Raw genomic sequence first — 16,041 nt, 5'->3', positions numbered from 1 at the left:
GTCCGTCACGCGGCGGCCTCGGTCAGACCCCGGCCCGGGATCGCCTCGAGCAGGTCGCGCGTGTACTGCTCCCGCGGTGCGTCGAACACCGCCCGCACCGAGCCCCGTTCGACGACCCTGCCGCGCCGCATCACCACGACGTCGTCGGCGATCCGCCGGACCACGCCGAGGTCGTGCGTGATGAACAGGTAGCTCAGCCCGAGCCGGTCCTGCAGCTCGTCGAGCAGGGACAACACCTGCTCCTGCACCAGGACGTCGAGGGCCGACACCGCCTCGTCGAGGATGAGCACCTCGGGCTCGAGGGCGAGCGCACGGGCGATGGCCACGCGCTGCCGCTGCCCGCCGGAGAGCTCGTTCGGCCGCAGCTGCGCGACCGATCGCGGGAGTGCGACCTGGTCGAGCAGCGTCGCGACCCGCTCGGTCCGGGTGTCGCGGTCACCCACGCCGAACACCCGCAGCGGTTCGTCGATGATCCGCTCGATGGTCGACGTCGGGTCGAGGGACCCGTAGGGGTCCTGGAACACCGGCTGCACGCGCCGTCGGATCGCCCGTCGTTCGGCTCCGCGCGCCGTCCCGATTGCGTGGCCGTCGATGAGCGCCGTGCCGGAGGTCGGTAGCTCGAGTCCGAGCAGGATCCGAGCGACCGTGGTCTTGCCGGATCCGGACTCGCCCACCACGGCGGTGGTCGTGCCCCGCCGCACCGAGAACGAGACCCCGTCCGATGCCCGGAGCGTCCCCGCGCCGCGCCCGCGCAGCTTGTACTCCTTGACCAGGTCCGACACGACGAGGACCGGCTCACCGTGACCGGTCGGCTCGGCGGAGGCGGCCGACAGTGCCGGGGCCGCCGCGATGAGCCGCTTGGTGTACTCGTGCTGCGGGTCACGGAGGATCGCCTCGGGAGCGCCCTGCTCGACGACCTCGCCGTCGAGCATCACCACGATCCGGTCGGTCCGGTCGGCTGCGACACCCAGGTCGTGCGTGACGAACAGCAGCGTGGTGCCGTGCTGGTCGACGAGGGTCTGCAGGTGGTCGAGGATCTGCCGCTGCACCGTGACGTCGAGCGCGCTGGTCGGTTCGTCCGCGATGAGCAGCTCGGGTTGCCGTGCCAGGGCGATCGCGATGAGGATGCGCTGCCGCATGCCGCCGGAGAACTCGTGCGGGTACTGGTCCGCACGCCGACCGGCCTCGGGGATCCCGGCCTCGGTCATCAGGGCAACGACCCGCTCGCGGACCGCGCGCCGGCCGCGCAGCCCACCGGCCCGGAGCGTGTCGGCGATCTGCGCGCCGACCCGCATCGACGGGTTGAGGTTCGTCGACGGGTCCTGCGGCACCAGCCCGATGCGTCCGCCGCGCACCGGGCGCATCACGGACTCGTCCGCGGTGCCGATGTCGACGGGCCCCAGGTGGATCGACCCGCCCGTGATGTGTCCGGCTCCGGGCAGCAGCCGCAGCACGGCCGCGATGAGTGTCGACTTGCCGGAACCGGACTGGCCGACGATGGCGACGCGCTCGCCGCGTCGGACGTCCAGGTCGACGCCGTGCAGCACCTCGCGCTCGCCGAACGCGACCCGCAGGTCGCGGACCGACAGCAGGGGGTCGCGGTGGTCGACGGACGGGAGGCCCGGCTCGGCCCCGGTGGGTGTGCTGCGGTCGTCAGCGTCCTGTGGCATGGCCCTGTGCTCCTCTGGGGTTGGCGGCGGCGCCCAGGACGCCGGTGGCGGGGTCGCGCGTCACGCACGACAGGCGGCCGAGCGACCAGTCGCCGGCGCGGGTGACGACGTGGCCGAGGTCCTCGAGCCCGGCGATCACGTCGTCGCCGAGGCGGTCCTCGACGACCAGGCCGCCGGGGGTCCACGTGCGGGGCCAGAACGACCCCGGGAACGACGTGGTGTGCAGGGCCGGTGCGTCGATGGCCTGCTGCGGGGAGTACCCGCCGACGATGGTCCGCAGCAGGAACAGCAGCTGCCACTGGTCCTGCTGGTCGCCGCCGGGGGAGCCGAGCGCCGTGACGGGTTCACCGTCGCGCAGCACGAGCGTCGGGGTGAGCGTGGTGCGGGGGCGCTCGCCGGGACGGAGCGTCGAGGCCGTGCCCTCCTCGAGCCAGGTCATCTGCAGGCGGGTGCCCAGGCAGAACCCGAGCTCGGGGATCGTCGGCGAGGACTGCAGCCAGCCGCCGGACGGGGTCGCGCTGATCATGTTGCCCCAGCGGTCCACGACGTCGATGTGGACCGTGTCGCCGCGCGTCTCGCCGGTCTCCATCACGATCGGCTCGCCGCGGTCCTCGTGCAGGGCATCGTCCTCGGCCGGGGCCGCGACGGCGCTGCCGCGTGCTCCGGGGACCGTGGGCTCACCGACACCGGCGATCGGCTCGCCGCCCGGCGTGTAGGTCACACGGAGCGGCGGCAGCGCACCCGCGGGGACCCCGACGGTGCCAGGCCGGAGCTCGCGCGAGGCGCGTTCGCCGATCAGTGCGCGCCGGGTGTCCGAGTAGTCGTCGGCGAGCAGCTGGTCCATCGGCACGTCGCCGTCGCCGTAGTACGCCTCGCGGTCGGCGAGGGCGAGCTTCTGCGCCTCGACGATCGTGTGCGCTCCCCGCACGGTGGACGGGTCGAGCAGGGCGTCGTCGAGCGGGTCGAGCAGGCGCAGGGTCTGCAGCAGCGCAGGACCCTGTCCCCACGGCCCGGTCTTCGCGATCGTGCACCCGCGGAACTCGGCGGTGGTCGCCGGCTCGTACGAGGCCCGGAACGCGGCCATGTCGGCCGCCCGGATCACGCCCGCGTGGTCGGTGCCTGACGCGTGGCGGTGCGGGTCGCGCACGAACCGGTCGACGGCCTCGGCGACGAAGCCCGTGGCCCAGGCGTCGCGCGCCGCGTCGATCCGCGCCGCGCGGTCCGCCGCACCGTCGCCGGTGTGACCGGAGCCGGCGTCGACGAGTCGGTCGAGCACTGTGGCCCAGGTCTCGTTGCGGATGACGGCCCCGGGGACCGGCACCGAGCCTCCCGGCATCCACCGGTCGGCGGAGGACGGCCAGTGGTCCTGGAAGAGGCCCTGCACCGTCGCGATCGTCGCGGCGACGCGCGGAGCGACGGGGTGACCGTCGCGTGCGTACGCGACGGCATAGGCCAGCACGTCGGCGAGCTCCCACGTGCCGTGGTCACGGAGCAGCAGGAACCAGGCGTCGACGGCGCCGGGGACGGCGGCGGCGAGTGCTCCCGCGCCCGGGACCAGGTCGAGCCCCTCGGCGCGGAAGTGCTCGGGAGTCGCTGCCGCCGGTGCCGGGCCCTGGCCGGACAGCACCGTCGGCACCTTGTCGGCGGCCGTCGCGAAGACCGCCGTCATGTCGCCACCGGGGCCGTTCAGGTGGGGCTCGACGACGTGCAGGACGAACGCGCCGGCGACGGCGGCGTCGAACGCGTTGCCACCGCGTTCCAGGACGGCCTGGGCGGTCGACGAGGCGGTCCAGTGGGTCGACGCCACCATGCCGAACGTGCCCTGCAGGTCCGGTCTCGTCGTCTCGACGCTGGGTTCGACGAAGGCGGGGTTGGTGCTCATGGTGCTACTTCCGGTCGGAGGCGGTGGGGTCGAGGGCGTCGCGCAGGGCGTCCCCGAACAGGTTGAAGCCGAGGCAGATGACGGCGATCGCGACACCAGGCACGACAGCGGCCCACGGTGCCTGGCCGAGGTACTGCTGCGCGTCGGAGAGCATGATGCCGAGGCTCGGCGTCGGCGGCTGGATGCCGAGCCCCAGGAACGACAGCAGTGCCTCGCCGATCACCGCGACCGGCATGATCACCGTCGCCTGCACGATGATCGCCGACAGGCAGTTCGGCAGGACGTGCTGCGCGATGATCCGCGCGCCGCCGGCGTCGAGCGTCTTCGCGCTCGTGACGAAGTCGGCGCTCGTGATCCGCAGCGTCTCACCGCGGACGATCCGGATCATGGCGGGGACGTGCGAGACGCCGATCGCGATGACGGCGTTCGACAGGCTCGGTCCGCTGATCGCGGCGAGGCCGACCGCGATGATCAGGAACGGGAAGGCGAGCGCCACGTCGGTCAGTCGGGAGATGACCGCGTCGAGCCACTTCCAGTACCCGGCGAGCAGGCCGAGCGGCGTGCCGATGACGACCGACACCAGCACGGACAGCGCCCCGACGACGAGTGACACCTGGACGCCGTACAGGGTGCGCGACAGGATGTCCCGGCCGAGGTCGTCGGTGCCCAGGCCGAAGCCGACCGTGAAGGGCACCTGGAACGGCAGGTCGAAGTGGGTCTGCGTCGGGTCGTGGGGTGCGACGAGCGGTGCGGTGAGGGCCGCGAGCACCACGACCGCGAGCATGACGCCCCCGGTCAGCCCGAGGCGGTTCGACCGCACCTGCTGCCACACGCGTCCCCGGCTGCTGCCGAGGTTGGTCAGTGCGATTGCGGTCACTGGGTGCCTCCCACGCGGATCTTCGGGTTGATGACCGAGTACAGGACGTCGACGGCCAGGTTGATGAGCACGTAGCCGACCGTGATGACGAGCACCACGGCCTGGATCACGGGGTAGTCACGGGTGAACACCGCGTCGAGCGTGAGCTTGCCGAAGCCGGGCAGCGCGAAGATGCGCTCGGTCACGACCGCACCCGAGATGAGCCCGCCGAGCTGCAGCCCGACGATCGTGACGACCACGATCATCGAGTTCCGCAGGCCGTACCGGAACAGCACCCGCCCACGGCTCAGCCCCTTCGCGCGCGCCGTGCGGACGAAGTCGGTTTTCATCGTCTCGATCATCGACGCGCGGGTCTGGCGCATGATCACCGCGGCCAGCGACGTGCCGAGGATGAGCGCCGGCAGGGTCAGGTGGTAGACCGCGCTCGCCGGGTTCGTCGTCATCGGCACGTAGCCCGACGCGGGGAACCAGCCGAGGCCGGCGGCCAGCCAGACGATGGCCAGGATCCCGAGCCAGAAGTTCGGCACGGACAGGCCGACCAGCGCTGCGGCGTTCGCCATCCACTCGGGCCAGCGGCCGCGGTACCGCTCGGCGATGGTGCCGAGGGCCACGCCCACGACGACCGCGACGACGATGGCGTAGAGCGCGAGCCACAGCGTGACGGGGAGCGTCCCGCCCAGCAGTTCGGTGACCGGGGTGCCCGTGCGGGTGGAGCGGCCGAAGTCGCCCTGCAACGCGTTCACCAGGAAGCGCCAGTACTGCACCACGATCGAGTCATCCAGGCCGAGCTGCTGGCGGACCACGGCCAGACGCTCGGGGCTCGCCTCCTCACCCGCCAGGGCGAGCGCCGGGTCGCCCGGCAGCTGCCGCACGCCGACGAACACCACGATCGAGGCGAGCACCAGGGTGATCGCGGACTGCCAGAGTCGCGTGGTCACGTACCGGATCACTTGGAACCACCTTCCACGAACGCGGCCTGGCTGAGCCGGACCACGCCGTCTGCGTACGTCGAGACGCCCGCGATGTCGTTGCGGACGCCGGTGATGCTCCGGGTCCGGTAGAGGTAGATGACCGGGTCGTCCCGCTGCACGATCGTCGTCATCTCGCCGTACAGGGCGGCACGCTCCTGTTCGTCGGTGGCCTGTGCGGCGCGGTCGATCAGGTCGTCCACCTCGGGGTTGCTGTACCCGGCGTAGTTGTTGCCGCCGCCCGTCGCCAGGAACCCGCCGATGTTGCCGTGCGGGTCGACGCGGCCCGACCAGCCGAGCTGCAGGGCCTGGAAGTCGCCACGCGTCTGGTCGTCGAGCAGCGTCGTGTACTCGACGGGGGTGATCGTGATCGCGAACCCGCCGGCGCGGGCCTGCGACTGCAGGGCCTGCGCGAACCGGACCGTGTCGGGGGTGTTCGTCACCTCCATCTCGATCGGGAACGGCTGCTGCACGCCGGCCTTCGCCAGGATCTGCTTCGCCCGGTCCGGGTCGTACGCCGGGCATGCCTTGCTGGCGGTCGTCGCGAACACGCTCGTGTTCGAGATCGGCGAGCAGGCGACGTCCGCCCACCCGTGGAAGACGCTCTGGACGAGTTCGGCGCGGTTGATCGACATCGACAGGGCGCGTCGCACGTCGGCGCGCTTCGCCAACGGGGTGTCGATCTGCTCCGGGTCGGTCCCGACGCCGTCCTGGTTGCCGATGTTCACGGTGATGCCCTGGTAGCCCAGCGACCCGACGCGCAGCACGGACAGGTCCTTGCGGGTGCGCAGGTCGTCGACGTCCTGGGTGGAGATCGTGTCCGCGACCTGCACGTCGCCGGACTTCAGGTTGGCGGCGCGGATGCTGGCGTCGGTGATGATCCGGTACGTGATCGTGTCGAAGTGCGCTGAGCCGGGGTCGTGGTACTCCGGGTCCCGCTCGACCTGGATCGAGGTCTGCGGGACGCGCTTGACGAACTTGTACGGGCCGACGCACACCGGGGCGTCCCCGAACGCATCGCCCTCCTGCTGCAGCGCCGTCGGGGACATGACCATGCCGGCCCGGTCCGCCAGTGCCGCCGTGATCGGGGCGAAGGGCGTGTCGTAGTGCAGCCGCACCGTCTGGTCGTCGACCGCCTCGACGCTCGACACCGGGCCCATCTCGCTCTTCCGGCTCGAGTCGGCCTTCGTCAGGTTGCGCTCGAGCGTCGTGACGACCGCAGCCGCGTCGAACGGGGTGCCGTCGGCGAAGCGCACGCCCGTGCGGACCGGGAACGTGACGGTCTTGCCGCCGTCGGTCACGGTCGGCAGCGCCGTCGCGAGCATCGGGACGATCGTGCCCTCGGCGTCGATGTCGTAGAGCTTCTGGCACATCGTCTCCATGACGTACCGGGTGTACAGCGACGACGAGGTCGTGGGGTCGAGGCGGTCGGGCTCGGCCGAGAGCGCCATGACGAGGTCGCCGCCCTCCCGCACCTGCTGGTCGCCGATGGGGGCCGCGGTGACGGTGCCGGCGGTGGTGCCGCCGGCCTTCGAGCGTTGGACGGGGACGCACGCCGTCAGGGCAAGCGTCGCGGCGATGACGACGGCGGGCAGCGCGATGAGGGTTCGGCGGCGCCGGGGGCTGATCGGGGACATGGAGTTCCTGATGCTGGGAGGTGCGTGGCGTTCCTTGTGGGACCGCGCTCAGGAGTTGCTGTGATTGCATACAATCACAGGTGATTGGTTCCGCTTGTACACAATCTGTTTCGATCGTGTAAAACCCGCTCTTCTCCACAGATGTGTGGGACGGCCGTTCCGCGGGCCGTGCCGGCGTGAGTCTGACGGGATGCGCCGCCCTCCCCATCGCCCGACTGCGGTCGTGTACATCGACGGGTTCAACCTGTTCCGGCGCGCGCTGCAGGGGCACGATGAACGCAAGTGGCTCGATCTCGAGGCCCTCTGCATGCGGTTGCTGCCGGGCTACGACGTCGGGCAGATCCGGTACTTCACAGCCCGGGTCCGACACGTCGAGGGGAACGACCCGCGGGCGCCGCAGAACCAGGAGCGGTACCTGCGGGCCCTCGGGACGCTGCCGTCGGTGTCGCTGCACTTCGGGACGTTCCGAGCGGACAAGCGGTGGATGGCGATGTCCCCGATCGAACTCGACGACAGCGGTCGACCACGGCGGGTCCGTGTGCGCAAGATCGAGGAGAAGGGGACGGACGTGAGCCTCGCCGCACACATGGTGTCCGACGCGATGCGCGGGGTTGCCGACGCGTACTTCCTGCTGTCGAACGACTCGGACTTCGTCGAGGCGCTGCGGATCGTGCGCGAGCGGGCGGGTGCGGAGATCGGGCTCATCGTCCCGGGCGGGAAGGCCGCGCGGGGACTGCTCGACGTGGGCATCGACGAGATGCGCGTGGTCCGGCCCCATGTGCTGCTGGAGAGCCAGTTCCCAGACCGGATCGTGGACGAGTCTGGTGCGTTCCGCCGGCCGCCGTCGTGGAGAAGTGCAGAGGCCCCTCTCCGGAGAGAGGGGCCTCGCGCCGGTTAGCCACGTTCTCGGCACCCCGGGTTGCAGCCTCAGCCTGACACGTCTGGGAGTGATCCGCAACTGGAATTCCACATGCAACAAGTTCGGTCACGGCCCGCTCTGAAGCACAGGGGTCGTCTCGTCGGAGGGCACCTCGCGTCGGCGGAGCCACCCGCGTCGTACCCTGGACGCGATGACCTCCCGCACCGCCCGCCTCCTCGTGCTCGTCGCGATCGGCATCGTCGCCGGTGTCCTCTCCGGCCTGTTCGGCGTCGGCGGCGGTGTCATCGTCGTCCCGGCGCTCATGGCCTTCCTGCACCTGGACCAGCGCAGCGCCTCGGCCAGCTCGCTCGTCGCGATCGCCCCCGCGGCCGTCGTCGGGGCGATCACGTACGCCGCCCAGGGCGAGGTGCACTGGCTCGCAGCGCTGACCCTGGCGGTCGGCAGCGTCGTCGGTGCCCCGATCGGCGCACGGCTGCTCCGTGCGATCTCGCTCCGGGTCCTGCCGTGGGTGTTCGTCGCCTTCATCGTGGTCGTGCTCGTCTCGCTGTTCACGAACACCCCGACCCGCACCGGCGACGTGCACTTCGGCGTCGTCGAAGCGTTCGTCCTGCTCGGCATCGGCCTGCTGTCCGGCGTGCTGTCGGGTCTGGTGGGCGTCGGGGGCGGCGTCGTGATCGTCCCCGGCCTCGAGCTCGCACTCGGCGCCGGCGACCTGCTGGCGAAGGGGACCTCCCTGCTGACGATGATCCCGACCGCGGTCTCCGGCACCGTCGCGAACCTGCGGCGGGGCGCGGTGGACCTGCGCGTCGGGCTGACGGTGGGCATCGCGGCCGCGGTCTGCTCACCAGCGGGTGCCGCGCTCGCGCGGGTGGTCGACCCGCAGGTCGGCACCTGGCTGTTCGCGGCCTTCCTGGTGGTCGTCGCGGTGATCGTGGTGCGACGCGGCCTGCGCACGGCGCGCGCCGACGCGCAGCCCGGACCCGGCGGTCTGGAGGGTGCGGCCGAGTCCGCGACGGGCGTGGCGGACCGGTGAGGGGCCTCCCGGGAGGCCCGGTGCAGGTCGTCGACGCGACTCGCGACGGCACGGCGGTCACCGCGTGAGCCGCGCGAGCGCCGAGGCCGTGTTGGTCGCGTTCGCGCGGACGCCCGGGGACGTCGCCGCTGCGCGGCGCGTGGCGCGGCAGTTCGCCGACCTGGACGAGGGTGAGCGGTCGGCGCTGCTGTGGAGCGAGGACCCGGGCGCCCGGCTGGTCGCGGTCGTGCTGCTGGTACAGGCGATGCGTGCGCGCGCGGACCCCGAGCTGACCGACGAGTACCTGTCGGCAGCGCGGGCCGAGCGCATCGACCGGGCCGAGCTCGTCGACATCGCGGCCGAGGAACTCGTCGGCACGCCGATGCTCGGCGGGTCGACCGGGCCGTTGTTCGCGCTCGCCAAGTCCGACGTCCCGTGGGTCCGGCGGATCGCCGTCGTCGCGACCCTGGCGTTCGTGAAGCAGGGCGACGCCGAGGTGCCGCTGGCGGTGATCGGCCGACTCGTCCGCGAGAAGGGCGACGTCGTGCAGTCGGCCCTCGGCTGGGTGCTGCGCGAGGTCGGCAAGCGAGCGTCGGAACCCGCGCTCGTGGCGTTCCTCGAGCAGCAGGGTCGATTCCTGACGCCCGCGGCGCTGGCGACGGCGACCGAGCACCTGCCGGCGGCCGAGCGCGACCGGATCCTGACGAGCGCGCGTTAGGGCTGCTGCCCCTCGGCGAAGAAGGTGGTGAGGCTCGTGACGACGCCTTCGCTTCGAGCGCGTCCCATCCGGTGACGGAGCCGTCCGGATCACGGAACACGACGTCGGGGGCGTAGCTGCGCTCGATCGCCTGACGTCGGGTCGTGGCGTCACGGTTGCCGAAGACGTCGTGCAGGCTGGCGGTGAGGAGCTCTGAGGTGGTCGACATGGCCAGAGCGTCGACGGCACCGCCGCCGATCACGACCCCGGTCGGGTGAACACGTCGTCGAGCGTGTACGTCGCCAGCTGTCGTTGTTGCAGCAGCTCGTGCAGCCGGGGCAGTGCGCCGATGGTGCCGGGGAAGTTGGCGTGGCCGATCACGATGTGGGCGGGCTGGAACCACTGGTCGGCGAACCCGACGATCTGGTCCGACGTGATGTCGCCCGAGTCCGCCAGCGACCCGTACCAGAGCAGTGGTGTGGTGTACCCGGCGCTGGCGGCCGCGGCGTCGACCCGGGCGTCGTGGTAGCCGAAGGGCGGGCGGAAGTACGGCTTCGCGCTCACGCCGAAGGTGTCCTGGATGAAGTCGTGGTTGCGCGTGAGCTGGTCGACGATGCCCTGGTCGGACAGCTTGGTGAGCGCCGGGTGGTCCCACGTGTGGTTGCCGAGCTGCACCTGCCCGGAGGCCACCAGCGGCCGCAGCAGGTCGGCGTGGTCGGTCCACGACGGGCGGACCCCGTTCACGAAGAACGTCAGCCGGGTCCCGGTGTCGGTGGCGAATCGGGCGTAGGCCTCGACGACCTCGCTCGAGGCGCCGTCGTCCACCGTCCACGCGATGCCCGGCGTGCCGTGCGGCAGCCCCGTGATCGTCCCGCTCGGGAGGGGCTGGCGCTGCAGGGTGGGCGAGGTCGGGGTGGGGGTCGGCGTGGGTGTGGCGGTCGGCGTGGGGGTCGGCGTCGTGCTCGGGGTCGTGTCGGCCGCCGTCGCGGTGGTGCTCGCGCGCGGTGACGGTTCGCCCGCGCACGCGGACAGTGCGCCGGCGAGCACCGCTCCACCGACACCGGACAACAGGACGCGGCGCGACGGCTGCCGGGTGGATCGGAGGTTCATCGCCGCCATCGTCCCGAGCGTCGGGTGACGGGCGCATCAGCACGGAGGACGAACTGCGGTGGCCGACCGGCCATCGGTGCGCGTCGATGGCCGTTGACGGCGGGCGTGCCGCGTGCCGCGGACTGCGGCTGTGAAGCCGCCACGGGGCGGGCGCGTACCCAGGACGTGGACCTGAGCCGCGCCTCCCGGTCGGCTCGACCCGCGACGAGAGGAGCGCTCATGCGCGCACTGACCTGGCAGGGCACCGAGAAGGTGTCCGTCGAGACCGTCCCCGACCCGACCATCCAGGAGCCGACCGACGCGGTCGTGCGGATCACCTCCACGGCGATCTGCGGCTCCGACCTGCACCTGTACCGCGTGCTCGGTCCGTACATCGACAAGGGCGACGTCCTCGGCCACGAGCCAATGGGCATCGTCGAGGCCGTCGGCAGCGCGGTCACGAACCTGAAGGTCGGCGACCGCGTGGTCGTCCCCTTCAACATCTCCTGCGGGCACTGCTACATGTGCCAGCGCGGCCTGCAGTCCCAGTGCGAGACCACCCAGGTGACGGAGTACGGCAGCGGCGCCGCGCTCTTCGGCTACACGAAGATGTACGGCCAGGTCCCCGGTGGCCAGGCCGAGTACCTGCGCGTGCCGCACGCCGACTACGGCCCCATCGTGATCCCCGACGACGGCACGCCCGACGACCGCTGGCTGTTCCTCAGCGACATCCTGCCGACCGCGTGGCAGGCCGTGCAGTACGCCGACGTCCCCGAGGGCGGCACGCTCGCGGTGCTCGGCCTCGGCCCGGTCGGGCAGTTCGCCGCGCGCATCGGCAAGCACCTCGGCTACCGCGTGCTCGCCGTCGACCCGGAGGCCGTCCGCCGCGACCTCGGGGCGAAGTACGACGTCGAGACGTTCGACCTGTCCGACGACGTCGTGGCACAGCTCGTCGACCGGACCGACGGGCGTGGCCCCGACGCGGTCGTCGACGCGGTCGGCATGGAGGCCCACGGCAACCCGCTCGCCGGGTTCGCCCAGCGCGCGGCCGGCCTGCTGCCCGACAAGCTCGCACAGAAGGCGATCGAGACCGCCGGCGTCGACCGGCTTGCCGCCGTGCACGCGGCGATCGACATGGTCCGTCGCGGCGGCACCGTCTCGCTGAGCGGTGTCTACGGCGGCATGGCCGACCCGATGCCGATGATGACGCTGTTCGACAAGCAGATCACGGTGCGCGAGGGACAGTGCAACGTCCGTCGCTGGATCGACGACATCATGCCGCTCGTCTCCGACCCGTCCGACCCGCTCGGGACGCTCGACCTGACCTCGCACCGCGTGTCCCTCGAGGACGCGCCGCACATGTACGAGGTCTTCCAGAAGAAGCAGGACGACTGCGTGAAGGTCGTCCTCGACCCCGCGATGGCCGCGGCCGCCGCGTGACCCGGATCGTCGTCACCGGGGCGACCGGCAACGTCGGCACGGCCGTGCTCCGGCGGCTCGCCGCCGAGCCGGACGTGCAGGTCGTCGGGATCGCCCGGCGTCTGCCTGACGTCCACACCCCGCCGTACGGCGACGCCGTCTGGCACGCGGTGGACGTCGGGGCCGCCGACGCGGTCGACCAGCTGGCGGCGGTGTTCCGGGGCGCGGACGCGGTGATCCACCTGGCGTGGGCGCTCCAGCCGACGCACGACATCCCGGCGCAGTACCGGACGAACGTGGTCGGGACGGCGAACGTCCTGGCCGCGGTCGCCCGGGTCGAGGTGCCGCAGGTCGTCGTCGCGTCCTCGGTCGGGGCCTACCGCGGCGTCGACGTCGAGGGGAAGCGCCGGCGGGTCGACGAGTCGTTCCCCGCCGAGGGCATCCCGACGGCGACGTACGCGATCCACAAGGCCGAGAACGAGCGCGTGATGGACGAGTTCGCAGCGGCGTACCCGTCGGTGGTCGTGACGCGCATGCGGCCCGGGCTGGTCTTCCAGCGGCACGCGGCGGCCGAGCTCCGGGGGCTGTTCCTCGGCCCGGTCGTCCCGATGCGCATCGTCCGGTGGATCCGCTGGGCAGTGCTGCCCCTGCCGTACGCCTTCGTGTTCCAGGCCGTGCACGCCGACGACCTCGCCGACGCGTTCTGGCGGACGGTCGACCGACGGGCCGGCGGCGCGTTCAACATCGCCGCCTCGCCGGTCCTCACACCGCCCCGCATCGCGCGGGTGCTCGGCATGCACGGTGCCGTCCGGATCCCCCTGCGCCTGCTGCGCGGGATCGTGACCCTGACGTGGCGGCTGCGCCTGCAGCCGACCGACGCCGGGTGGATCGACATCGCAGCGTCGGTCCCGGTGATGTCGACCGAGCGCGCGCGCACGGAACTCGGTTGGGAGGCTCGGCACAGCGCCACGGACGCGCTCGGTGAGCTGGTGGCCGGGTTCGCCGACGGCACGAACGTCCCGGGGTCCGGCCCGCTGCGCGGGTAGCCTGCTCGGGTGCTGTTGCCGACCGACCTGCTGGGGACCTGGACCCTGCGACGGACGGTGCTGGATCGCCGCGCCGGGCTGTCCGGGCACGTGGTCGGCTCGACCTCGTTGTCGGTGGTCGGGCAGGACGAGGTCGCGTGGACCGAGGTGGGCACGATGCGCTTCGGCGAACGGGTGACCCCCGTGTCCCGGGCACTGTCGGTCCGTCGGGGGGCCGACGGGCGGTGGCGCGTGCACTTCGCCGACGGCCGGGTCTTCCACGACTGGGTGTGGGGCGCGACCGTCGCGCACGCGTGCGCGCCGGACGACTACACCGGGGAGCTCGCGGGCGACGCGTCGCGGTGGACGGTCCGCTGGGACGCGGTCGGGCCGGCGAAGGACTACCGCCTGGACAGCGTGCTCGACGGTCGGGTCGACCCGGCAGACTGAGTGCATGGCCCGCACCTCCGGCAAGTCCTCCGGCACCGACGCCCCGCGCATCTCGCTGACCGAGCCCGCCGACCTGACCGACTGGCGGCCCGGACCCGGCGACGTGCTGTCGGGTGACCGCATCGACGGGCGACGGATCGCGGCGCTCGACGTGGCCGGTGAGCGCCTGCCCGACCTCGAGCTCGAGGAGTGCGTGATCGAGGAGTGGCACGCCGACGGAGCCGATCTGCGCGGCCTCCGGATCCACGACTGCGTGGTCGAGTCGCTCGATGCACCGGTCCTGCGTGCGTCGAGCAGCACCTGGCGCGACGTCCGGATCGGCGGGGGCCGTGTCGGATCGGCCGAGCTGTACGACGCCGGGCTGAGCGGTGTCGAGTTCGTCGGGATGAAGCTCGGGTTCGTGAACCTGCGCGGAGCGACGGTGACGGACGTGGTGTTCCGCGACTGCGTCATCGACGAGCTCGACATCGCCGACGCCCGGCTGCTGCGCGTGTCCTTCGAGGGGACCCGCATCCGCGCGGCGGAGGGCTCGAACACGAGCATCGCGCACGTGGACCTGCGCGCGGCCGACCTGGACCGGGTGGAGCGGCTCGAGGGCTTCCGCGGTGCGACGATCGGCAGCGACCAGCTGTACACGCTGGCGCCGTTGCTCGCGGCCCAGGCCGGCTACCGCGTCGACTGAGGGGCACCAGCGCGCGGCCTGGGTGCGAGGCTGATCGCGCGGTGCGAGGTTGGTTCCTCGCACGAGGCGATCAACCTCGCACCACGGATCAACCTCGCACCAGTGGTCAACCACGCACGGTGCTCAGCGCGGCCGCCAGGTCGGCCTGGATCAGGTCGCCGTGCACCGCCGCTCCTGCCGTGGTCCCGGCTGCGGCGGACACGATCACCGTGGCCATCGGCGACGCCACGTTCCCGACGGCCCAGACCCCCGGGACGTCGGTCGCGCCCGTCGGCCCGGCGGACACCGCGCTGCCGAAGCGGAAGTCGCCCATGAACTGGTCCACGGCGACCAGGGCGAGCCCCTCGAGGCCGTCGACCCGCGCCTCGGCCGTGCTCGCGGCCGCAAGTGCGTCGAGCTCGACCGTGGACCCGCTGGCGAGGGCGACCCCGGTCAGCGCGCCGTCCGTGGCGAGTACCTGCACCACTGAGTCGTCCACCACGGTGATGCCCCGGGCAGCGAGACCGGCACGAGCAGCGTCGTCCGCGAGCGCGGGGTCCGTCACGAACACCGTCACGTGCTCGCTCAGCGCCCGCCACATGAGTGCCTGGTGTGCCCCGAACGGCGTCGTCACGAGCACACCGATGTGGCTGTCACGGACCTCCCACCCGTGGCAGAACGGACAGTGCACCACGCCGCGACCCCACTGCTCCGCCAGGCCCGGCACGTCCGGCAGGACGTCCACGGCGCCGGAGGCGACGACCACCCGTCGGGCGGTCACGGTCTCGCCGGTGTCGAGGGTCGCGGTGAACCCGACCGGGTCGCTGGTGGTGAGGGGAGTTGCGGAGGCGGCCACGATCCTCCCGGCCGTGGACCGGACGCCGTACTGCGCGACCTCCTCGCGGCCGATGCGGGTGAGTTCGCGCGGACCGACGCCCTCGCGACCCAGGTAGTTGTGCACGCCCTCGGCCGGGGCGTTGCGGGGTTCGCCCGCGTCCACCACCAGCACGGAGCGGCGTGAGCGGCCGAGGATGAGCGCGGCTGCGAGGCCGGCGGCACCGCCACCGATGACGAGGACGTCGAAGGAGTCAGACATGCGCTCATCGTGCGACGTCGAGCCGGATACGGCAACGATCCTTGCTGTTCTGGCAACATGGTGGGATGGCACACGGACACCAGGACCGACTCCCCGCGCGCACGACGGCCGAGGTCGTCGACGGGGTCGGGCCTCGGTTGCGTGCGCTCCGGCAGCGCCGGGACGTCACGCTCGCCGCACTGGCGACGGAGACGGGGATCTCGGTCAGCACGCTCTCGCGGCTCGAGGCGGGGCAGCGGAAGCCGACGCTCGAGCTGCTGCTGCCCTTGGCTCGCGCCTACCAGGTGCCGCTCGACGACCTGGTCGGGGCGCCGCAGACCGGCGACCCGCGGGTGCACCTGAAGCCCGAGATGCACGGTGGTCGGGTGGTGGTGCCGCTGACCCGGCGGACCGGAGGCGTGCGCTCGTTCAAGCAGCTGTTCCCGGCGCACTCGCCCGGGGGCGAGCCCGACCTGCGGACGCACGAGGGCTACGAGTGGCTCTACGTCCTGTCGGGGCGGCTGCGCCTGCTGCTCGGGGAGCGCGACCTCGACCTCGGCCCGGGCGAGGTCGTCGAGTTCGACACGCACACGCCGCACTGGATCGGGAACGTCACCGACCAGGTGACCGAGGTGCTCTGCCTGTACGGGCCGCAGGGGGAGCGGGCGCACGTGCGATCACGGCCGGCGGGGTGACCGG

15 protein-coding genes are annotated in these 16,041 nt (G+C 72.3%); 8 read left to right on the top strand and 7 right to left on the bottom strand.

Annotated elements, in window-relative coordinates; translation table 11 throughout:
* Positions 1–5: 5 nt before the first annotated feature.
* The 5 genes from ASG04_RS16005 to ASG04_RS15985 are packed head-to-tail and all read right to left on the bottom strand — an operon-like array spanning position 6 to position 7,034.
* Positions 6–1,670, bottom strand: a complete 1,665-nt coding sequence (locus ASG04_RS16005; protein ID WP_056126377.1) for a dipeptide ABC transporter ATP-binding protein — start codon at positions 1,668–1,670, stop codon at positions 6–8.
* On the bottom strand, positions 1,654–3,552 hold the full coding sequence (locus tag ASG04_RS16000) for a gamma-glutamyltransferase family protein (RefSeq protein WP_056126375.1): 1,899 nt from the start codon (positions 3,550–3,552) through the stop codon (positions 1,654–1,656). Before ASG04_RS16000 ends, ASG04_RS16005 begins: the two co-directional genes overlap by 17 nt.
* A gap of 4 nt (positions 3,553–3,556) precedes the next feature.
* Entirely contained in the window at positions 3,557–4,429 is an 873-nt protein-coding gene (locus ASG04_RS15995) for an ABC transporter permease (protein ID WP_056126373.1), read from the bottom strand.
* The gene (locus ASG04_RS15990) at positions 4,426–5,379 is read right to left on the bottom strand and encodes an ABC transporter permease (protein ID WP_056126371.1); all 954 of its coding nucleotides are present in this window, start codon (positions 5,377–5,379) and stop codon (positions 4,426–4,428) included. Before ASG04_RS15990 ends, ASG04_RS15995 begins: the two co-directional genes overlap by 4 nt.
* Positions 5,376–7,034 (bottom strand): ABC transporter substrate-binding protein, encoded by a 1,659-nt coding sequence (locus ASG04_RS15985; RefSeq protein ID WP_056126369.1) that lies wholly within the window; start codon positions 7,032–7,034, stop codon positions 5,376–5,378. The genes ASG04_RS15990 and ASG04_RS15985 overlap by 4 nt, the downstream gene beginning before the upstream one ends.
* 223 nt (positions 7,035–7,257) lie before the next feature.
* Here ASG04_RS15985 and ASG04_RS15980 point away from each other — a divergent pair, with 223 nt between their 5' ends.
* From ASG04_RS15980 to ASG04_RS15970, 3 genes are all read left to right on the top strand, one after another.
* Positions 7,258–7,932 carry an NYN domain-containing protein gene (locus tag ASG04_RS15980; RefSeq protein WP_056126367.1) on the top strand — a complete coding sequence of 225 codons (675 nt, stop codon included), beginning with the start codon at positions 7,258–7,260 and terminating at the stop codon, positions 7,930–7,932.
* Positions 7,933–8,104: 172 nt separating this feature from the next.
* On the top strand, positions 8,105–8,947 hold the full coding sequence (locus ASG04_RS15975) for a sulfite exporter TauE/SafE family protein (protein WP_082518302.1): 843 nt from the start codon (positions 8,105–8,107) through the stop codon (positions 8,945–8,947).
* 64 nt (positions 8,948–9,011) lie between these two features.
* Positions 9,012–9,644: a DNA alkylation repair protein gene (locus ASG04_RS15970; RefSeq protein ID WP_056126366.1), complete on the top strand. Its 633-nt coding sequence runs from the start codon at positions 9,012–9,014 to the stop codon at positions 9,642–9,644.
* A 237-nt stretch (positions 9,645–9,881) separates the two neighbouring features.
* On the opposite strand, the gene ASG04_RS15965 is transcribed toward ASG04_RS15970, so the two are convergent.
* Positions 9,882–10,733 (bottom strand): polysaccharide deacetylase family protein, encoded by an 852-nt coding sequence (locus ASG04_RS15965; RefSeq protein WP_056126694.1) that lies wholly within the window; start codon positions 10,731–10,733, stop codon positions 9,882–9,884.
* Positions 10,734–10,952: 219 nt separating this feature from the next.
* Here ASG04_RS15965 and ASG04_RS15960 point away from each other — a divergent pair, with 219 nt between their 5' ends.
* The 4 genes from ASG04_RS15960 to ASG04_RS15945 are packed head-to-tail and all read left to right on the top strand — an operon-like array spanning position 10,953 to position 14,288.
* On the top strand, positions 10,953–12,152 hold the full coding sequence (locus tag ASG04_RS15960) for a zinc-dependent alcohol dehydrogenase (RefSeq protein WP_056126364.1): 1,200 nt from the start codon (positions 10,953–10,955) through the stop codon (positions 12,150–12,152).
* Entirely contained in the window at positions 12,149–13,177 is a 1,029-nt protein-coding gene (locus tag ASG04_RS15955) for an NAD-dependent epimerase/dehydratase family protein (RefSeq protein ID WP_056126362.1), read from the top strand. The genes ASG04_RS15960 and ASG04_RS15955 overlap by 4 nt, the downstream gene beginning before the upstream one ends.
* A gap of 9 nt (positions 13,178–13,186) precedes the next feature.
* Positions 13,187–13,606, top strand: a complete 420-nt coding sequence (locus ASG04_RS15950; RefSeq protein ID WP_056126360.1) for a DUF6314 family protein — start codon at positions 13,187–13,189, stop codon at positions 13,604–13,606.
* Positions 13,607–13,610: 4 nt separating this feature from the next.
* Positions 13,611–14,288 (top strand): pentapeptide repeat-containing protein, encoded by a 678-nt coding sequence (locus ASG04_RS15945; protein WP_056126358.1) that lies wholly within the window; start codon positions 13,611–13,613, stop codon positions 14,286–14,288.
* A gap of 106 nt (positions 14,289–14,394) precedes the next feature.
* On the opposite strand, the gene ASG04_RS15940 is transcribed toward ASG04_RS15945, so the two are convergent.
* Positions 14,395–15,363, bottom strand: coding sequence for an NAD(P)/FAD-dependent oxidoreductase (locus ASG04_RS15940; protein ID WP_056126355.1), 969 nt, complete (start codon positions 15,361–15,363; stop codon positions 14,395–14,397).
* A 65-nt stretch (positions 15,364–15,428) separates the two neighbouring features.
* Between ASG04_RS15940 and ASG04_RS15935 the strand changes: the two genes are divergently transcribed.
* Positions 15,429–16,037, top strand: coding sequence for a helix-turn-helix domain-containing protein (locus ASG04_RS15935; RefSeq protein ID WP_056126354.1), 609 nt, complete (start codon positions 15,429–15,431; stop codon positions 16,035–16,037).
* The last annotated feature ends 4 nt before the right edge of the window (positions 16,038–16,041 follow it).

Source organism: Curtobacterium sp. Leaf183 (assembly GCF_001424385.1).
In the GTDB taxonomy this organism is placed as follows: Bacteria; Actinomycetota; Actinomycetes; order Actinomycetales; family Microbacteriaceae; genus Curtobacterium.
The sequence above is the reverse complement of the archived record's forward strand: the minus strand, read 5'-3'. Positions and strand labels throughout refer to the sequence as shown.